Below are 18,424 nucleotides of genomic sequence, written 5' to 3' on the forward strand. Positions count from 1 at the left end.
GAATCGGCGCAACCGGTCTCTACGTTTCCAGCGTCGAGGCTTATAACAATAAAACCGTGGAGAACCACCATGAGTGCCCCTGACACACTCGGCGTCCGCCAACCCCAGGCCCGTTCCGGTCCGTTCGGCTGGTACCGCAACATCAATCAGCAGGAACGCCGCACCTTCTGGAGCTGCAAGATCGGTTATGCCCTGGACGGCATGGATACGCAGATGCTCAGTTTCGTGGTGCCGACCCTGATCGCGATGTGGGGCATCACCACCGGGCAAGCAGGGCTGATCCACACCAGCACCCTGATCGCCTCGGCCATCGGCGGCTGGGTGGCCGGTATTCTCTCGGACCGCATCGGCCGGGTCCGTACCCTGCAACTGACGGTGCTGTGGTTCGCTTTCTTCACCTTCCTGTGTGGCCTGGCCCAGAGTTATGAACAGCTGCTGATCGCCCGTACCCTGATGGGCTTCGGCTTCGGTGGCGAATGGACCGCCGGCGCGGTGCTGATGGGCGAGGTGATCCGCGCCAAGGACCGCGGCAAGGCGGTTGGCATGGTGCAGGCGGGCTGGGCGCTGGGTTGGGGCATGACAGCGATTCTGTATGCGCTGCTGTTTTCGGTGTTGGCGCCGGAAGACGCCTGGCGCGCCCTGTTCATGCTTGGCCTGGTCCCGGCGATATTCGTGATTTTCGTCCGGCGACTGGTCAAGGACCCGGAGATCTATAACCAGACCAAGGCCCGTGAGGAACCGAGCAATCCGGCGAAGTTCTACGAGATTTTCGCCCCCGGCATCCTCTTCACCACGATTCGCGCTTCGTTGCTGACCACCGGTGCGCTGGGTGGCTACTACGCCATCACCTCCTGGTTGCCGACCTTCCTGAAGAATGAACGTGGCTTGAGCGTTCTGAGTACCGGTGGCTACCTGGCGATGGTGATCGCCGGTTCCTACGTGGGTTACGTCATCAGCGCCTATTTGACCGACATCCTGGGCCGCAAGAAGAACTTTGTCCTGTTCGCCGTCGGTTCGTTCGTCATCGTGCTGCTGTACACCCAGATGCCGGTGAGCAATAACGTGATGCTCTGGCTGGGCTTCCCCCTGGGATTCTTTGCGTCGGGGATATTCAGCGGCATGGGCTCGTTCCTTACCGAGCTGTTTCCGACCCGCATCCGCGGCTCGGGCCAGGGTTTCTGCTACAACATCGGTCGGGCACTGGCGGCGCTGTTTCCGCTACTGATCGGCCTGCTGAGCCAGAAGGTGCCCTTGAGTGTCGGCATCGGGGCGTTCGCGGCCGTGTCCTACGGCGTGGTGATCCTGGCGGCGCTCAGCCTGCCGGAAACCCAGGGCAAACAGTTGGATGCCGAGTAACTGATAACCTGTGGGGCACATGCCCCACGGCCAGAAAAGAAACAACCTACAGGAGCGTTCACAGTGAACCGCCTGCTATTGAACTGCGACATCGGCGAAAGCTTCGGCAACTGGACCATGGGTCTGGACGCCGAGGTGATGCCCTTCATCGATTGCGCCAACATCGCCTGCGGTTTTCATGCCGGTGACCCGAGCATCATGCGCAAGACCGTCAGCCTGGCCCTGAGCCATGGCGTACAAATCGGCGCACACCCGGCCTATCAGGACCTGGCGGGTTTCGGCCGCCGCTCCATGGCCTATACCGCCCAGGAACTGCAGGACCTGCTGCATTACCAGATCGGTGCCCTTGACGGCATCTGCCGGGCCCAGGGCGGGCGGGTCAGCTACGTCAAACCCCATGGCGCGATGTACAACGACATGATGGCCAATCCGGCGCAACTGCGTGCCGTGATCCAGGCCGTCGCGGCCTACGACCCGCAGTTGCCGCTGATGCTGATGGCAACCCGGGACAACAGCGCCGCCCAGGCCCTGGGTGACGAGTATGGCCTGACGTTGTGGTTCGAAGCCTTCGCCGACCGTGCCTACGACAGCGCCGGCCACCTGGTTTCGCGCCAGTTGCCGGGCGCGGTGCATCACGATGCCGAGGTCATCATCGGGCAGGCCCTGACCATCGCCCGCGGCGACTCGCTGACCGCCAGCGATGGCAGCGCGTTGCTCCTGCATGCCAATACCTTGTGTGTGCACGGTGACAACGCCAGCTCCGTGGCGGCGGTGCAACGCATCCGTGAAGCGCTGGACGGGCAGCGTGCATCATGAAACCACGGGTGGAAGTGGTGGCGGTGGACTGCCTGATGGTGCGCCTGTTCGATGAGATCGCCGAGACCCACATGCCGTGGATGCTTGCTGCCAGTGGGCGTCTGCGCGAGGTGTTCGCCGAGTACCTGATCGACCTGGTGCCGTCCTACACCACGCTGATGGTGCATTACGACATGCTGGCGCTGAACCCGGCACAGGCTCGGGATCTGGTCAACGAGGCGCTGAACAATCTCTCCCCCGACGCCCGCTCGGTCGGCCAGTGCCATGTGCTGCCGGTGTGGTACGACCTCAGTGTCGGACCCGAACTGAACCTGTTGTCGAGTCGCAGCGGGTTGACGGTGGAGCAGGTGATCCGTCGCCACAGCGAGCACGAATACCAGGTGTTTGCCCTGGGCTTTGCGCCCGGATTTGCCTTCATGGGGTTGGTGGACGAAGTACTGGCCGCGCCGCGCCTCGACACGCCGCGCAAGCGGGTGGCGGCGGGCAGCGTCGGCATCGCCGAGCGCCAGACCGCGGCGTATCCGCTGGTGTCGCCCGGTGGCTGGAACCTGGTCGGTCGTACCCCGGCCAAACTGTTCGATCGTGAGCGTGACGGCTACAGCCTGATGCAACCCGGCGACACGGTGCGCTTTGTCGCCGTGGACCACGCCGAATTCATCGCATTGGGTGGCGACGACACACCGCAGGAGGCCCTGGCATGAGCCGTTTGTTGATCGAGGCCAGCACACCGCTGTGCCTGTTGCAGGACGGCGGCCGTTTCGGCGTCAGGCATCTGGGCGTGACCCAGGGCGGCGCGGCGGACTGGCTGTCGATGGCCTGGGCCAACTGGATGCTGGGCAATGCCCTGGGCGCGACTGTGGTGGAAATCACCCTCGGCGGCTTCACAGTGGTGGCCGAAGAGGATTGTGTACTGGCGCTGGCCGGGGCTGACCTCGGGGCACGGCTGGACGGCCAGGCCGTGGCAGCGTGGCGCTATTTCAGTTTGCGCAAGGGCCAGACCCTGGCGTTGACCCAACCTGTGCTCGGTGCCCGGGCGTACCTCGCGGCCCCCGGTGGCTTCGATGCGCCGGCGGTGCTGGGCAGCCGGTCGACGGTGGTGCGTGAAGAGCTCGGTGGCCTGGATGGGCTGGGGCGCGCGTTGGGCCGTGGCGAGCACTTGAGCTATTCAGGCCCGGTCACGCCTCGGCCGATGCCGGGCAGGCTGATTCCGGATTTCCAGCAGGCCCAGCCGCTGGACCTGATTCTGGGGGCGCAGAATGGCGCGTTCAGCGGACGGAGCCTGTTCGATGCGTTCAACACGCCTTGGACACTGGACAGCCGCGCCGACCGCATGGGCATCCGCTTGCTGGGCGCCGGCCTGGAATACCAGGGCCCTGCGATGATTTCCGAAGGCATTCCCCTGGGAGCCGTGCAGGTACCGCCGGATGGCCAGCCGATCGTGCTGCTCAACGACCGGCAGACCATTGGCGGCTACCCCCGCCTTGGCGCCTTGACGCCACTGGCCCTGGCGCGGCTGGCGCAATGCCTGCCAGGGACGCAGGTGCGGTTGCGGCCGGTGGTGCAGGAGGTTGCGCATCGACAGCAGGTGGAGTGCTTGCGCGGATTCATGGACCGCTGAAAGCATCGCGAGCAGGCTCGCTCCCACAGAGAACGTATTCCAAATGTGGGAGCGAGCCTGCTCGCGATGAGGCCCTGTCAGGCGGTAAAAAATCTTACTTGGAAAGAAACCGCATCCCTTCCTCCAACCCCCGCAGGGTCAGCGGGTACATCCGGTCTTCCACCAGCTCCCGCACGATGTTAGTCGAGGCGGTGTAGCCCCAGGTGTCCTTCGGGTAAGGGTTGATCCAGATGAGTTTCTTGTATTTCTCCATGAAACGCTGCATCCACACGTAGCCCGCTTCCTCATTCCAGTGTTCGACGCTGCCGCCGGCCTGGGTGATTTCATAGGGCGCCATGGCGGCATCGCCGATGAAGATCACTTTGTAATCGGCGCCGTACTTGTGCAGCAGGTCCTGGGTCGAGGTGCGTTCCGAGGTGCGGCGCAGGTTGTTTTTCCACACCGACTCGTACACGAAGTTGTGGAAGTAGAAGTACTCCAGGTGCTTGAACTCGGTCTTGCAGGCCGAGAACAGTTCTTCGCAGATTTTCACGTGGGCGTCCATCGAGCCGCCGATGTCGAACAGCAGCAACAGCTTGACGGTGTTGCGTCGCTCGGGGCGCATCTGGATGTTCAGCAGGCCGGCGTCCCGGGCGGTGTGGTCGATGGTGCCATCGATGTCGAGCTCTTCGGCCGCGCCCTGGCGGGCGAACTTGCGCAGGCGGCGCAGGGCGATCTTGATGTTGCGGGTGCCCAGTTCCACCTGGTCGTCGAGGTTCTTGTACTCGCGCTGGTCCCAGACCTTCACGGCCTTGCCCTGGCGTTTGCCGGCGTCGCCGACGCGGATGCCTTCGGGGTTGAAGCCGCCGGAGCCGAACGGGCTGGTGCCGCCGGTGCCGATCCACTTGTTGCCACCGGCATGGCGCTCCTTCTGTTCTTCCAGGCGCTTCTTGAATTCCTCGATCAGCTTGTCCAGGCCACCCAGAGACTGGATCTGCGCCCGCTCCTCATCGGTCAGCGAGCGCTCGAATTCCTTGCGCAACCAGTCTTCGGGAATCAGTGCCTGGAGATGGTCGTCGAGTTTTTCCAGGCCGTTGAAGTAAGCGGCGAACGCCCGGTCGAACTTGTCGAAATGGCGCTCGTCCTTCACCAGGATCGCCCGGGACAAATAATAGAATTCGTCCATGTCGGCAAAGATCACCCGCTGTTTCAGCGCGTTGATCAGGTCCAGCAGCTCACGCACCGACACGGGCACCTTGGCGGCGCGCATCTCATTGAACAGGTTCAGCAGCATGGCAGTTGCCCTCGCGCTTGTTGACGAAGAGGGCTCAACGCGTGCCGCGACGGCTCATGAACGCCAGACGCTCGAGCAACTGCACGTCCTGTTCGTTCTTGACCAGGGCACCGGCCAGCGGTGGGATGGCCTTGGTCGGATCGCGCTCGCGCAGCACCGCTTCGCCGATGTTGTCGGCCATCAGCAGCTTGAGCCAGTCCACCAGCTCGGAAGTGGAGGGTTTCTTCTTCAAGCCCGGTACTTTGCGCACGTCGAAGAACACGTCCAGCGCTTCGCTGACCAGGTCTTTCTTGATGTCCGGGTAGTGCACATCGACGATTTTCTGCAGGGTGACGCGGTCCGGGAAGGCTATGTAGTGGAAGAAACAGCGGCGCAGGAACGCATCCGGCAGCTCTTTTTCATTGTTGGAGGTAATGATGATGATCGGGCGCTGCTTGGCCTTGATGGTTTCATCGGTCTCGTAGACGTAGAACTCCATCTTGTCGAGTTCCTGCAGCAGGTCGTTGGGAAACTCGATGTCGGCCTTGTCGATCTCGTCGATCAGCAGGATGACCCGTTCCTCGGACTCGAAAGCCTCCCAAAGCTTGCCCTTCTTCAGGTAGTTGCGTACGTCATGGACCTTGTCCACGCCCAGTTGCGAGTCCCGCAGGCGGCTGACCGCGTCGTACTCGTACAGGCCCTGGTGGGCCTTGGTGGTGGACTTGATGTGCCAGGTGATCAGGCGCGCGCCGAAGGACTCCGCCAGTTGTTCGGCCAGCATGGTCTTGCCGGTACCCGGTTCGCCCTTGACCAGTAATGGCCGCTCCAGGGTGATGGCGGCGTTCACGGCCAGCTTCAGGTCATCGGTGGCCACGTAGGCGCTGGTGCCTTCGAACTTCATCTGCAGTTTCCTCGAGCGTGTCGCTGGCCCGGCGAGGCGGGGCGCGCGAAATAAATGGCGTGCCCGACTATAACGCGACGTCCCGCCGACTGTGAACGCAGACGCTGTATTCAGTCTCTGAATGGGGCGTCACATGTTGACTCAGTCTCGGCCGCTTGCCAGTATTGTATATCGCCAATTTGGCGATATGTTTGAGGCATGTCTACTAAATATCGATTCAAGAACAGGTACCGCATTCAACTGCGCGAACGGGACCATCCACCGCCCCATGTCCATCTCACCGGTGGCGGGCTGGACGTGATGCTGAGCTTGGAAACCGTCGAAGTCATGATGGGCCGGGCGCCGCCGTTGATCATCAAGGAAGCACTGGACTGGGTCAGGACTCACCAGGCGCAACTGCTGGAGGATTGGAAACGATGTTATCCATGAAGCGGCCCAGGCTGTTGGCCGTACAAGCCGTGTTGCCACTCAGCCTGGAGCTGGCGTTCATCGACGGGCAAAAGCTGATGCTCGACTTGAGCAGCGATGTGCAACGTTACCCGGGGTTGCGGCCTTTGCTCGAGGAGGGTGCGTTTGCAGGCGCGACCCTGGGCGACGATGGCTGGAGCGTGGAATGGCCCTCGCTGGATATCCAGATCGGCGCCGATACCTTGTACCTTGACGCGCTGGCGCAAAACGCCGAGGACGAAAATACCCGTATCTTCATTGAGTGGCGCGCCCGCACTGGTCTGCCGTTGAACAAAGCAGCTGAAGCGTTGGGTGTCAGCGCTCGCAGCATCAGCCGGTACAGCAGCGGACGCGAGGCTGTTCCGCGCTCTCTGGCCCTGGCGTGCCTGGGCTGGGACTCGCTGCAGCGTGGAGCAGGTGCAGTGGCGGCAGAGCCGCCCGGCCGCTATACCGTCACCCGCAAACCGTAAGGGCTTGTGTGGCTAATTGAGTACTCGAATCAGTTGTACGGGCCACTAGTCCTTCGACGGCGGTGGCTGTTCGTAGCGCGCGTTGAAGGCCTCGACGAAACCGTTGCGCAGGATCTGCAGGAAGGCTTCGAAGGCGCTGATGTCTTGTTGATGGACATTGCCGCTGAGTTCAACCCGCGTAGCGAACTGGTTCTTGCGCTGGTTCTTCAAGGCCGTTTCGCCAGCGCCGACCAGCGCTTCCCAGACCGAGCGGAAAATGTTCTTTTTCTCGTTTTCCACATCCTGCTGCCAATCGAATACATCCACATCTCGCAACAAAGGTTTGATATAGCCGGTGAGTTTGGCGTTGTTCGCCTCTGCTTCGATCACCAGGTCACCATGGCCGGCGTTGAAGTCGAACTTGCCATAGGCTGCGGCGAAGTCGTTCAGACGCTTGAGTTCGATGTTCCTGGCCCGCAGGCGGAAATCGAAATCCTCGAACTTGCTCAGTGGGTCAAAGGTGGCTTGCACCTCCAGCGGTGCGTGTTCGGCCACCAGGGCCTTGCCCTCGAAGCGGGCGTCGCGCTTGCCTTCGGTGTCGACCACGTTGGTCAGGTTATAGAAGCTGGCGTTGACCTCGGTAGCCCGCAAGTTGACCGGCGGCTTGGAATTGAAGTTGCGAAAGGTCACCTTGCCGTCCCTGATTCGCACTTCGTTGAACGTAATGGGCAGCAGTTTGCTCAGTTGCTCGCGCCAGTTGGTGCCCTGGCCGGTCTGGGAGTTCTGCCGGTTGCCGCCGCCATCGACGAAGTTCACTTCGGGCCGGGCGAACTCCGCCTCGGCCACCACCGCGTGGTCGTACCACAGCGAGTGCCAACTGACCGACAGGTCGACCAGCGGCGCGTCGACGAACGGTACCGGGACTTTGCCGTCGACCTTGACGATTTTCAGGCCGTTGATCCGATAGGCCCCGCGCCAGAGCGCCAGGTCCACATCAATGACCTGGCCGCGGTAGTCGCCCATGTCGGCCAGTTTGTCGTTCAAGTAATTGCGCACGAGGTAAGGCAACGTGAAATGCAAGGCCACCAGCACCGCAACGATGGCCGCGAGGGTCCACAGTGGCCAGCTGTATCGACGCTTCATGTCATTAGGTCTCCGGCGATATTAAAACCATTGACCGTTGCGGCATCGCGAACGTTCGGTGCAACTGGACGCCCTTGGGCAACAGGCATACCTTTAGGCGCTTGTATTCACGCCTCACTAAGGACCTCGTCATGAGCCGTATCTACGCTGACAACGCCCATTCCATCGGCAATACGCCACTGGTGCAGATCAATCGGATTGCCCCGCGGGGCGTAACCATCCTGGCCAAGATCGAAGGGCGCAACCCGGGGTATTCGGTCAAGTGCCGGATCGGCGCGAACATGATCTGGGACGCTGAAAGCACCGGCAGGCTCAAGCCGGGCATGACCATCGTCGAGCCGACCTCGGGCAATACCGGAATCGGCCTGGCGTTCGTCGCCGCCGCTCGTGGCTACAAGCTGATGCTGACCATGCCGGCCTCCATGAGCATCGAACGGCGCAAGGTCCTCAAGGCCCTCGGCGCCGAGCTGGTGCTGACCGAGCCGGCCAAGGGCATGAAGGGGGCCATCGACAAAGCCGCCGAGATTGCTGCCAGCGACCCGTCCAGCTACTTCATGCCGCAGCAGTTCGATAACCCGGCGAACCCGGCGATCCACGAAAAAACCACCGGTCCGGAAATCTGGAACGACACCGACGGCGCGGTGGACGTGCTGGTGGCGGGCGTGGGCACTGGTGGCACCATTACCGGGGTTTCCCGTTATATCAAGAACACTTGTGGCAAGCCGATCCTGTCGGTGGCGGTGGAGCCCGAGAGTTCGCCGGTGATCACCCAGGCGCTCGCGGGCCAGGAAATCAAGCCCAGCCCCCACAAGATCCAGGGACTTGGCGCTGGATTCATCCCGAAGAACCTGGACCTGTCGATGGTCGATCAGGTTGAGCGGGTCACGGACGACGAATCCAAGGCCATGGCTCTGCGGTTGATGCAGGAGGAGGGCATTCTCTGTGGCATCTCCTGTGGCGCGGCGATGGCCGTGGCCGCGCGCCTGGCGGAAAAACCGGAGATGCAGGGCAAGACGATCGTGGTGGTCCTGCCGGATTCGGGCGAGCGGTACTTGTCGAGCATGCTGTTCAGTGATTTGTTTACCGAGCAGGAAAACCAGCAGTAACCCGGTGGCAGGACAGTTTCTGTGGCGAGGGGATAAATCCCCTCGCCACAGAAGCCTTCAGCAGGACTAAAGGTGTTTTGACTGGCGTCAGCCAGGGTTCAGGTGACGTCTGTCAGGTTTATTACGTCCTGCACAACAGTGAATATTGCATCAGACGATTTTTACCCGGGCCATGAGCATTTAGCATGGCCCACGGCCACGTCGGGCTGTTGACGTTGCCCTGTTGTTTCTTGACAAGGAGTTATAAATGACCGTTTCGTTTGTCGCCAAGGCGTCGGTACTGCTGCTGTTCCTGGGCAGTACCCTTTACGTGCACCTGCGCGGCAAGGCGCGTTTGCCGGTGTTGCGCCAGTTCGTCAACCATTCGGCGCTGTTCGCTCCCTATAACGCCCTGATGTACCTGTTCTCCGGCGTACCCTCCCGGCCGTACCTGGACCGCAGCAAGTTTCCCGAACTGGATGTGCTCAAGGACAATTGGCAGGTCATCCGTGAGGAGGCAATGCACCTGTTCGACGAGGGTTATATCCGGGCAGCCGAAAAGAACAACGACGCCGGCTTCGGTTCGTTCTTCAAGAAGGGCTGGAAGCGTTTCTACCTCAAGTGGTACGACAAACCGCTGCCGTCGGCCGAAGTGCTGTGCCCAAGGACCGTCGAGCTGGTCAACCGGATTCCCAATGTCCGCGGCGCGATGTTCGCACTGTTGCCGGGTGACAGCCATTTGAACCCGCACCGCGATCCGTTCGCCGGCTCGTTGCGCTACCACCTGGGGCTTTCCACGCCCAACTCCGACGATTGCCGGATCTTCGTCGATGGCCAGATCTATGCGTGGCGCGACGGCGAAGACGTGATGTTCGATGAGACCTATGTGCATTGGGTCAAGAATGAAACACCCCAGACCCGGGTGATCCTGTTCTGCGACGTCGAGCGGCCCTTGAGCAACCGGTTGATGACCCGTCTCAATCGCGCCGTCAGCGGTATGCTTGGTCGCGCTACCGCGCCGCAGAACCTGGATGACGAACGCGTCGGCGGCATCAACCAGGCCTATGCCTGGAGCAAGTCGTTCAGCGACGGTATCAGCGGTCGGGTCAAGCAATGGAAACGCAAGTATCCCAAGGTGTACCGGGTGATGCGGCCGGTACTGGCGGTGCTGGTGCTCACGGCGCTTGGCTATTGGTTGTTCGGTTGACTGTTGCGCAATACATCGGGCGCTGGTTATAGTCGGCGCTCGTCGGGTTTTCGAACCCACCTCCCCAAAGAGATCGGCTCATGCCTGTATCCCCTGTCATCGCGGTTGTGGTTCCAGCGTTCAACGCTGGCGTCGTGCCGTGCGGGGATCAGCAGCCTGTGCAGATCGGTCAATACCCACCTGTCAGTAGCCCACCGGTATACGCCGTCGTATCACCGCCGGGTGTTGGCATACAGGGCTGATCGGCAACAGTTGCCATCCCCTGTGCCCGCCTGAAAAAAACTACTGGACTTCAGCCTCGGCTGAGTTGGCTTTTGCCTGACTACAGGTGGTATCCATGTTTTCCCTATCCAAGAACGCCTTATTGGCGGCGGCTTCCACGAGCCTGTTCGTCCTGCTGTGGAGCAGCGGGGCAATTTTTTCCAAACTGGGCCTGGCCCACGCTTCAGCTTTTGCTTTTCTGCTGATCCGGTTTGCCATCGCACTGTGTGCATTGGTGTTGTTGATCCCGGTGTTCAAGTTCAAGCTGCCCAAGGCCGGCAAGCCGATGATCTTTGCCGCGACCACCGGATTGGTGCTGCTGGGGGCCTATCAGATTTTTTATCTGCTGGCCCTGCAAATGAACGTGACGCCCGGCGTGATGGCAACCCTGATGGGCGTACAACCGATTCTCACCGTGGTACTCGTGGAACGGCAGCGTTCCGGGCAGCGTCTGTTCGGCCTGGCGCTTGGGTTGGTCGGCTTGGTCATGGTGGTGTACCAGGGCATCGGGTTGGCCGGGATGTCCTTGACCGGGATGCTGTGCGGCTTGTTGGCGCTGGTGTCCATGACCACGGGCTCGATCATGCAGAAACGCATTACCGATAATCCCCTCGGCACGCTGCCGGTGCAGTACCTGGCCGGGCTTTTGCTGTGCGCGGTGTTCGTACCGTTCCAGCCGTTCCATTTCGAAAGCAACGCGGGCTTCATCGTGCCGGTGTTATGGATGGGGCTGGTGGTATCGGTGCTGGCGACCCTACTGCTGTACCGGTTGATTGCACGGGGCAATCTGGTGAATGTCACCAGCCTGTTCTATCTGGTGCCGGCGGTGACGGCCGTCATGGATTATCTGGTGTTCGGCAACCGGCTGGCGCTGTTGAGCTTGCTGGGCATGGTGCTGATCATCGTCGGGCTGGTGTTTGTGTTTCGTAAACGCCGCTAGCCGTTAGCGGCTCAGTGACTGCAGTACCTCCATCGCGGGCAAGCCAAGCTCCCACAGGACGTCGCATAACCTGTGGGAGCAAGGCTTGCCCGCGATGACAGGCTCAAAGCGCCGATGCACTATCGGGCGGACACCTCGACCGGCTTCTGCGCCGCCGGTTTCAACACCAGCCACAACGCTGCCGCAATCAGCACCCCGCCATACAGGTGCGCCATCCCCAGCGGCTCATCCAGCAACAACGCCCCCCACAGCACGCCGAAAGGCGGGATCAGGAAGGTGACGGTCATCGACTTGACCGGCCCGATGGAACTGATCAGCCGGAAATAAAGGATGTACGCCAGCGCGGTGCACACCAGGCCCAACCCCAGCAATGACAGCCAGACGCTCCAGCCGCCCCAACTGGCCGGAGGGTGGCTGATGACGCTGTAGCCGAACAGCGGCAGGAGGAACACCGTGGCCCCGAACATGCTGCCCAGGGCGGAAAGACGACTGTCCAGCCCGCCTTGATGATCGAGCCAGCGCCGCGTGAGGAATCCGGCAAAGCCATAACAGGTGGTGGCCATCAGGCAGGCGAGGGCGCCCATCAGCAACTGCAGGTCGAAGGCCACCGGGCCGGCGCGGGTCAGGATGCCGACGCCGAGCAGTCCCAGGAACACCCCGCTGACCTTGGCCATCGTGAGCTGCTCGCTGAAGAACAGCCCGCCGATCAACACCCCCATCAGGGGCGTCGTGGCATTGAAAATCGCCGAGTAACCGGCCGGAAGGGTCTGGGCCGCCAGGGAGTAGAAGGTCGCCGGAATGCCCGAATTGATCAGGCCCAGCCCCATCACGACTTTCAGCTTGCCGCGGAAATTCCAGTCGACCCGCATCAGTGCCAGGATCACCACCAATCCGACGAAGGCGATGGAGACCCGAAAAAAAGCGGTGGGGATCGTGCCGATGACGGGCGCGATAATGCGCATGAACAGGAAGCTCGCCCCCCAGATGGCGGCCAGGGACAGCAGACGCAGGAGATCGACGAGGTTCACGGGGAATTCCTTCCATGGTTGGCCGGCAAGTGTCGCCCTCCCTGGGACCGATGGCAATGGTTGCGTTGCCGCGTGATTGGCCTCTAAGCTCAGCCGCTCACAACAAGACGCCCCGCCGAGGTTTTCCCTATGCCGCAGCCATGGCCCGCCAGCGCTATCGCCCGCTCGATTCTCGACGGCTTCGACGATTATCGCGAGCATTTCCGGCAGATTACCGACGGTGCCCGTGCCCGCTTCGAGCAGGCCCGATGGCAGGAGGCGCAAGCGGCGTCGGCGGCGCGGATCAATCTGTACGAAGAAAAAGTCTTCGAAACCGTGGCCCGGCTGCGCAAGGCCTTCGACGCCGAGGCGCTGATGGATGTCGGCTGCTGGCCGCTGGTGAAAAGTGCCTATATCAGCCTGATCGACCTGCGTTTCGACGATGAGCTGTCCGAGACCTGGTACAACTCGATTTTCTGCGGTCTGTTCAGCCATGACCTGATCAGCGACGGCACCATGTTCATCCACACCACCCGGCCAAGCCTGCGCCGGGCGCGCTCCGCGCAGACTCGTACCTACAAGCCCGTGGGGCAACTGGACCGGATGCTCGCGGGTATCTTCGCCGATTACCGTTTCAGCGAGGACTACGCCGACCTGGCGAGCGACCTGCGGCGCCTCGAAGCCCAACTGCGGGAAAACCTGCCGGATTGGGTCTGCAAGGACCCGGAATTGACCGTGGAGCTGTTCTCATCGGTGCTCTATCGCAACAAGGGAGCCTATCTGGTTGGCCGGATCTTCACCCACGACGACCAGTGGCCGCTGGTGATTCCGTTGCTGCATCGCGAGGGCCGGGGCATCCAGATCGACGCGCTGATCACCGACGAGGCCCAGGTCTCGATCATCTTCTCGTTCACCCGCTCGTATTTCATGGTGGACGTGCCGGTGCCGGCGGAATTCATCGGCTTCCTCAAGCGTATCCTGCCGGGCAAACACGTCGCCGAGCTGTACACCTCCATCGGTTTCTACAAGCACGGCAAGTCCGAATTCTACCGGGCCTTGATCAATCATCTGGCGAACACCGACGACCAGTTCATCATGGCGCCGGGGGTGCGCGGCATGGTCATGAGCGTGTTTACCCTGCCGGGTTTCAACACGGTGTTCAAGATCATCAAGGACCGCTTCTCACCGTCGAAAAACGTCGACCGCGCCACGGTGATCGAGAAGTACCGGTTGGTGAAAAGCGTCGACCGGGTCGGGCGCATGGCCGATACCCAGGAGTTCGCCGACTTCCGTTTCCCCCTGGGCAAATTCGAACCGGCGTGCCTGGAAGAACTGCTGGAAGTGGCATCCTCCACCGTGTCGGTGGAAGGCGATACGGTGCTGATCCGTCACTGCTGGACCGAACGGCGCATGACCCCGCTGAACCTCTACCTGGAAAACGCCAGCGAAGCCCAGGTGCGCGAGGCGCTGGAGGACTATGGCCTGGCCATCAAGCAATTGGCGGCGGCGAATATCTTTCCCGGCGACATGCTGCTCAAGAACTTCGGCGTGACCCGCCATGGCCGCGTGGTGTTCTACGACTACGACGAGATCTGCTTCCTCACCGAAGCCAACTTCCGACACATCCCCCAGCCACGCACCCCGGAAGACGAAATGGCTTCCGAACCGTGGTACTCCATCGGTCCGCTGGACGTCTTTCCCGAAGAGTTCCCGCCGTTCCTGTTCGCCGACGCCGGGCAGCGCAAACTGTTCGACCAGCTGCACGGCGAGCTGTACGACGCCGATTACTGGAAAGGCCTGCAAGAGGCCATTCGGGCGGGGAAGGTGATCGATGTGTTCCCGTATCGGCGTAAGGACCGGGGCAACGAATAACCCAGTGGGAGCATAGCTTGCTCGCGATGCAGGCGCCTCGGTCCCCCGAGAGACCGTGTCATCTTCATCGCGGGCAGCCTTGCTCCCACATGGGCGCAAATCTGCGACAATCGCCCCCTGCACAAAACCGACGACCCTTGCGTACCTGATGACTGACCAAGCCCCCGCTATCGACAAACTGCTGAAGAACCTCGACCACGCCATGCTCGCCGACCGACACCGGTTGCGGCGGCAGTTGCTCGAGCTGCGCAAGAAACCCGATGAGGCCAAGCTGGCCCAGTGGGTGGCGCGCATGCAAGCGTCGTGTGACCAGGTGCTGGCGCGCAAGGCCAGCCTGCCGCTGATTCGCTACGACGACAATCTGCCGATTGCCGCCAAGCGTGACGAAATCAAGGACGCGCTGCTCAAGCACCAGGTGCTGATCATCGCCGGCGAAACCGGTTCGGGCAAAACCACGCAATTGCCGAAGATCTGCCTGGAAATCGGCCGCGGCCAGCATGGCTTGATCGGCCACACCCAGCCACGCCGGATCGCCGCCCGCAGTGTGGCGAGCCGGGTCGCCGAGGAACTGGCGACGCCGTTGGGCGCGCTGGTGGGTTATCAGGTGCGGTTCGAGGACCAGAGCGACGCCAACACCCTGATCAAGTTGATGACCGACGGCATCCTCCTGGCCGAGACCCAGAACGACCGCTACCTCGAGCGCTACGACACGATCATCGTCGACGAAGCCCACGAGCGCAGCCTGAACATCGACTTCCTGCTGGGTTATCTCAAAACCCTGCTGCCGCGCCGCCCGGACCTGAAGGTCATCATCACCTCGGCGACCATCGACCTGGAGCGCTTCTCCAAACACTTCGATGATGCGCCGATCGTGGAAGTCTCTGGCCGCACCTTCCCGGTGGAAACCTGGTACCGCCCGCTGACCCTGGAGCAGGACGAGGAGGGCAACCGGGTCGAGGACGACCTGACCGTCGACCAGGCGATTCTCGCCACCCTCGATGAAATCGCCGCCCATGAGCGCAGCGAGCGTCGCAGCCCTGGCGATGTTTTGGTGTTCTTGCCGGGCGAGCGGGAGATTCGCGACGCGGCGGAAATGCTGCGCAAGGCCCAGCTCAAGCACACTGAGATTCTGCCGTTGTATGCGCGTTTGTCTCCGGCCGAACAACAGCGGATCTTCCAGTCCCACCCGGGCCGTCGCGTGGTGCTGGCGACCAACGTCGCCGAAACCTCGCTCACCGTGCCGGGCATCCGCTACGTGATCGACAGCGGCACCGCGCGGATCAGCCGCTACAGCTATCGCGCCAAGGTCCAGCGCCTGCCCATCGAAGCCATCTCCCAGGCCAGCGCCAACCAGCGCAAGGGGCGTTGCGGCCGGGTCGAGCCGGGGATCTGCGTGCGGCTGTACAGCGAAGAAGACTTCCTCGGCCGGCCGGAATTCACCGACCCCGAGATCCTGCGCACCAACCTGGCGGCGGTGATCCTGCAGATGCTCCATCTGCGCCTGGGCGAGATCACTGATTTCCCGTTCATCGAGCCGCCGGATGGCAAGGCCATCAGCGATGGTTTCAACCTGCTGCAAGAGTTGTCGGCGGTGGACCGCAACAGCCAACTGACCCCATTGGGCCGTCAGTTGGCGCGCTTGCCGGTGGACCCGCGCATGGGCCGCATGTTGCTGGAAGCGGCGAAGCTGGGCAGCCTGCAGGAAGTGCTGATTGTCGCCAGTGCCATGTCGATCCAGGATCCGCGCGAGCGTCCGCCCGAACGCCAACAGGCCGCCGACCAGGCCCACGCCCAATGGAAGGATCCGGACTCGGACTTCGCCGGGCTGGTCAACCTGTGGCGCGGTTTTGAAGAGCAACGCCTGGCCCTGACAGCCAGCCCGTTGCGCAACTGGTGCCGCAAGAACTTCCTCAACTACCTGCGCCTGCGCGAGTGGCGCGACGCTCATCGCCAGTTGAGCCTGATCTGCCGTGACATGCAGTTGAGCCTCAACAAGGACCCGGCTGATTACCCGAAACTGCACAAGGCGGTGCTCTCGGGCCTGTTGAGCCAGATCGGCCAGAAAACCGAAGACGGCGACTACCTGGGCGCCCGCCAACGGCGGTTCTGGGTCCACCCTTCGTCGGGGCTGGGCAAGAAGCGTCCGCAGTGGCTGATGACCGCCGAACTGGTGGAAACCACCAAGCTGTATGCGCGCATGGTCGCCAAGATCGAACCGGACTGGATCGAACCGCTGGCCGGGCACCTGATCAAGAAGAACCACTTCGAACCCCATTGGGAGAAGAAGCGCGGGCAAGTGGTGGCGTATGAACAGATCACCCTGTTCGGGCTGATCGTGGTCGGCCGTCGGCCGGTGCATTACGGGCCGGTTGACCCCGTGGTGTCGCGCGAGCTGTTCATCCGCGAAGCCCTGGTACGCGGCGAGATCCAGTCCAAGGCCAAGTGCCTGGCGGCCAATACCCGATTGCTGGAGCAACTCGACGAACTGGAAGCCAAGGCCCGTCGCCGCGACATCCTGGCGGACGAGGAAACCCTGTTCGCTTTCTATGACGCACGGTTGCCGGCCGAGATCCACCAGACTGCGACGTTCGACAGTTGGTACCGGATCAACAGCCAGAAAGACCCGCAGTTGTTGATCATGCGCGAAGAGGACGTGTTGGCTCGCGAGGCCAGCGAAGTGACCGCCGCGCACTTCCCCGACACCTTGCGCGTCGGCGACCTGACGTTGCCGCTCAGCTACCACTTCGAACCCAACCATCCCCGTGATGGCGTGACGTTGCGGGTACCGGCGCCGCTGTTGCCGATGCTGCCGCCGGAGCGCCTGGAGTGGCTGGTGCCCGGCATGATCGAGGCCAAGTGTATTGCCCTGGTGCGCAACCTGCCCAAGGCCCTGCGCAAGAACTTCGTGCCGGTGCCGGACTTCGTCAAGGCTGCGCTGCAACGCATCACCTTCGCTGAAGGTTCGTTGCCGCAATCCCTGGGCCGTGAGCTGCTGCGCATGACTGGCGCGCGGGTCAGCGATGAAGCCTGGGCCGAAGCGGCGCAGCAAGTGGAAGGTCATCTGCGCATGAACCTGGAAATCGTCGATGGCCAGGGCAAGTTCCTCGGCGAGGGCCGCGACCTGGCCGAGCTGACGGCGCGCTTTGCCGAAGCCAGCCAGGCTGCCTTGGCGGTGCCGCAAACGGCAAAAAGCCAGGCGCCGGTGGAGGCCAAGGTCTTCGCGCCGGTGGCGGAAAAGACCCAGCAGCAGATCGCCGGGCTGTCGATGACGGTGTATCCGGCGTTGGTGGAGGAGGGTGGCGTGGTCAAGGAAGGGCGTTTCCCGACCCCGGCCGAAGCCGAGTTCCAGCATCGCCGCGCCTTGCAGCGGTTGCTGATGCAGCAATTGGCGGAGTCGGCCAAGTTCCTGCGGGGCAAGTTGCCGGGGCTGACGGAGCTGGGATTGCTCTACCGTGAACTGGGACGCATCGACAGCCTGGTGGAAGACATCCTGCTGGCCAGTCTCGACAGCTGCGTGCTGGAAGGCGAAGCGAGCCTGCCCCGCGACGGCGCCGCGCTGGCGTCCCTGGCCGAGCGCAAGCGCGGCGGCTGGACTGAACACGCCGAACGCCTGGCGAAGTTGACCCTGGATATCCTCAAGCTCTGGCACGGCCTGCAAAAGCGCTTCAAGGGCAAGATCGACCTGGCCCAGGCCGTGGCGCTGAACGATATCAAGCAACAGCTCAGCCATCTGGTGTACCCGGGCTTCGTGCGCGAAACCCCGCATCAATGGCTCAAGGAACTGCCGCGCTACCTCAAGGCCATCGAGCAGCGTTTCGAGAAGCTGGGCAGCCAGGTGCAGAAAGACCGGGTCTGGAGCGGCGAACTGTCGAATCTCTGGGCCCAATACCAGACCCGCGCCGGCAAACACGCCCAGGAAGGCAAGCGCGACCCGCAACTGGAGCTTTACCGCTGGTGGCTGGAGGAATACCGAGTGTCGCTGTTCGCCCAGCAACTGGGAACCAAGGTACCGATTTCGGACAAGCGCCTGGGCAAGCAGTGGGGGCAGGTGGAGCCCTGAGGCCACACCA

At 62.3% G+C, this 18,424-nt stretch carries 15 protein-coding genes; 11 read left to right on the plus strand and 4 right to left on the minus strand.

Features of this window, described 5'->3' with window-relative positions; translation table 11 throughout:
- The first annotated feature begins 69 nt into the window (after nt 1–69).
- The 4 genes from LOY35_RS07570 to LOY35_RS07585 all read left to right on the plus strand — a co-directional run bounded on the left by LOY35_RS07570 (nt 70) and on the right by LOY35_RS07585 (nt 3,790).
- Nucleotides 70–1,356, plus strand: a complete 1,287-nt coding sequence (locus LOY35_RS07570; RefSeq protein WP_258631785.1) for an MFS transporter — start codon at nt 70–72, stop codon at nt 1,354–1,356.
- Nucleotides 1,357–1,419: 63 nt separating this feature from the next.
- Nucleotides 1,420–2,172: a 5-oxoprolinase subunit PxpA gene (locus tag LOY35_RS07575; RefSeq protein WP_258631786.1), complete on the plus strand. Its 753-nt coding sequence runs from the start codon at nt 1,420–1,422 to the stop codon at nt 2,170–2,172.
- Nucleotides 2,169–2,873: a 5-oxoprolinase subunit PxpB gene (gene pxpB, locus LOY35_RS07580; protein ID WP_258631787.1), complete on the plus strand. Its 705-nt coding sequence runs from the start codon at nt 2,169–2,171 to the stop codon at nt 2,871–2,873. The genes LOY35_RS07575 and pxpB overlap by 4 nt, the downstream gene beginning before the upstream one ends.
- Nucleotides 2,870–3,790, plus strand: a complete 921-nt coding sequence (locus LOY35_RS07585) for a biotin-dependent carboxyltransferase family protein (protein WP_258631788.1) — start codon at nt 2,870–2,872, stop codon at nt 3,788–3,790. Before pxpB ends, LOY35_RS07585 begins: the two co-directional genes overlap by 4 nt.
- A 94-nt stretch (nt 3,791–3,884) precedes the next feature.
- On the opposite strand, the gene LOY35_RS07590 is transcribed toward LOY35_RS07585, so the two are convergent.
- Nucleotides 3,885–5,063: a VWA domain-containing protein gene (locus tag LOY35_RS07590; RefSeq protein ID WP_003198888.1), complete on the minus strand. Its 1,179-nt coding sequence runs from the start codon at nt 5,061–5,063 to the stop codon at nt 3,885–3,887.
- A 34-nt stretch (nt 5,064–5,097) separates the two neighbouring features.
- Entirely contained in the window at nt 5,098–5,943 is an 846-nt protein-coding gene (locus LOY35_RS07595) for a MoxR family ATPase (RefSeq protein ID WP_003184225.1), read from the minus strand.
- A gap of 198 nt (nt 5,944–6,141) precedes the next feature.
- Here LOY35_RS07595 and LOY35_RS07600 point away from each other — a divergent pair, with 198 nt between their 5' ends.
- Entirely contained in the window at nt 6,142–6,372 is a 231-nt protein-coding gene (locus tag LOY35_RS07600; RefSeq protein WP_258631789.1) for a DUF4160 domain-containing protein, read from the plus strand.
- Complete coding sequence (locus LOY35_RS07605) at nt 6,360–6,860, plus strand: DUF2442 domain-containing protein (protein ID WP_258631790.1); 501 nt, start codon at nt 6,360–6,362, stop codon at nt 6,858–6,860. The genes LOY35_RS07600 and LOY35_RS07605 overlap by 13 nt, the downstream gene beginning before the upstream one ends.
- A gap of 45 nt (nt 6,861–6,905) precedes the next feature.
- Here LOY35_RS07605 and LOY35_RS07610 read toward each other — a convergent pair whose 3' ends face one another.
- Nucleotides 6,906–7,982 carry a DUF748 domain-containing protein gene (locus LOY35_RS07610; RefSeq protein ID WP_258631791.1) on the minus strand — a complete coding sequence of 359 codons (1,077 nt, stop codon included), beginning with the start codon at nt 7,980–7,982 and terminating at the stop codon, nt 6,906–6,908.
- A gap of 131 nt (nt 7,983–8,113) precedes the next feature.
- Between LOY35_RS07610 and cysK the strand changes: the two genes are divergently transcribed.
- The 3 genes from cysK to LOY35_RS07625 all read left to right on the plus strand — a co-directional run bounded on the left by cysK (nt 8,114) and on the right by LOY35_RS07625 (nt 11,475).
- Nucleotides 8,114–9,088 (plus strand): cysteine synthase A, encoded by a 975-nt coding sequence (cysK, locus tag LOY35_RS07615; RefSeq protein ID WP_258631792.1) that lies wholly within the window; start codon nt 8,114–8,116, stop codon nt 9,086–9,088.
- 247 nt (nt 9,089–9,335) lie between these two features.
- Nucleotides 9,336–10,274, plus strand: a complete 939-nt coding sequence (locus LOY35_RS07620; protein ID WP_258631793.1) for an aspartyl/asparaginyl beta-hydroxylase domain-containing protein — start codon at nt 9,336–9,338, stop codon at nt 10,272–10,274.
- A gap of 337 nt (nt 10,275–10,611) precedes the next feature.
- The gene (locus tag LOY35_RS07625) at nt 10,612–11,475 is read left to right on the plus strand and encodes a DMT family transporter (RefSeq protein ID WP_258631794.1); all 864 of its coding nucleotides are present in this window, start codon (nt 10,612–10,614) and stop codon (nt 11,473–11,475) included.
- Between the two features lie 119 nt (nt 11,476–11,594).
- Here LOY35_RS07625 and LOY35_RS07630 read toward each other — a convergent pair whose 3' ends face one another.
- The gene (locus tag LOY35_RS07630; RefSeq protein WP_258631795.1) at nt 11,595–12,503 is read right to left on the minus strand and encodes a DMT family transporter; all 909 of its coding nucleotides are present in this window, start codon (nt 12,501–12,503) and stop codon (nt 11,595–11,597) included.
- A 129-nt stretch (nt 12,504–12,632) separates the two neighbouring features.
- Between LOY35_RS07630 and aceK the strand changes: the two genes are divergently transcribed.
- Entirely contained in the window at nt 12,633–14,354 is a 1,722-nt protein-coding gene (gene aceK, locus LOY35_RS07635; RefSeq protein ID WP_258631796.1) for a bifunctional isocitrate dehydrogenase kinase/phosphatase, read from the plus strand.
- 148 nt (nt 14,355–14,502) lie between these two features.
- The gene (hrpA, locus tag LOY35_RS07640) at nt 14,503–18,414 is read left to right on the plus strand and encodes an ATP-dependent RNA helicase HrpA (RefSeq protein ID WP_258631797.1); all 3,912 of its coding nucleotides are present in this window, start codon (nt 14,503–14,505) and stop codon (nt 18,412–18,414) included.
- Nucleotides 18,415–18,424: the final 10 nt, after the last annotated feature.

The organism is Pseudomonas sp. B21-028, from assembly GCF_024749045.1.
Classification (GTDB): Bacteria; Pseudomonadota; Gammaproteobacteria; order Pseudomonadales; family Pseudomonadaceae; genus Aquipseudomonas.

What these genes read in the sequence shown, in the direction of transcription:
- LOY35_RS07570 (WP_258631785.1), top strand. Translation starts at nt 70, where the DNA reads ATGAGTGCCCCTGACACACTCGGCGTCCGCCAACCCCAGGCCCGTTCC.
- pxpB (WP_258631787.1), top strand. Translation starts at nt 2,169, where the DNA reads ATGAAACCACGGGTGGAAGTGGTGGCGGTGGACTGCCTGATGGTGCGC.
- LOY35_RS07585 (WP_258631788.1), top strand. Translation starts at nt 2,870, where the DNA reads ATGAGCCGTTTGTTGATCGAGGCCAGCACACCGCTGTGCCTGTTGCAG.
- LOY35_RS07590 (WP_003198888.1), bottom strand. Translation starts at nt 5,063, where the DNA reads ATGCTGCTGAACCTGTTCAATGAGATGCGCGCCGCCAAGGTGCCCGTG.
- LOY35_RS07595 (WP_003184225.1), bottom strand. Translation starts at nt 5,943, where the DNA reads ATGAAGTTCGAAGGCACCAGCGCCTACGTGGCCACCGATGACCTGAAG.
- LOY35_RS07600 (WP_258631789.1), top strand. Translation starts at nt 6,142, where the DNA reads ATGTCTACTAAATATCGATTCAAGAACAGGTACCGCATTCAACTGCGC.
- LOY35_RS07605 (WP_258631790.1), top strand. Translation starts at nt 6,360, where the DNA reads ATGTTATCCATGAAGCGGCCCAGGCTGTTGGCCGTACAAGCCGTGTTG.
- LOY35_RS07610 (WP_258631791.1), bottom strand. Translation starts at nt 7,982, where the DNA reads ATGAAGCGTCGATACAGCTGGCCACTGTGGACCCTCGCGGCCATCGTT.
- cysK (WP_258631792.1), top strand. Translation starts at nt 8,114, where the DNA reads ATGAGCCGTATCTACGCTGACAACGCCCATTCCATCGGCAATACGCCA.
- LOY35_RS07620 (WP_258631793.1), top strand. Translation starts at nt 9,336, where the DNA reads ATGACCGTTTCGTTTGTCGCCAAGGCGTCGGTACTGCTGCTGTTCCTG.
- LOY35_RS07625 (WP_258631794.1), top strand. Translation starts at nt 10,612, where the DNA reads ATGTTTTCCCTATCCAAGAACGCCTTATTGGCGGCGGCTTCCACGAGC.
- aceK (WP_258631796.1), top strand. Translation starts at nt 12,633, where the DNA reads ATGCCGCAGCCATGGCCCGCCAGCGCTATCGCCCGCTCGATTCTCGAC.
- hrpA (WP_258631797.1), top strand. Translation starts at nt 14,503, where the DNA reads ATGACTGACCAAGCCCCCGCTATCGACAAACTGCTGAAGAACCTCGAC.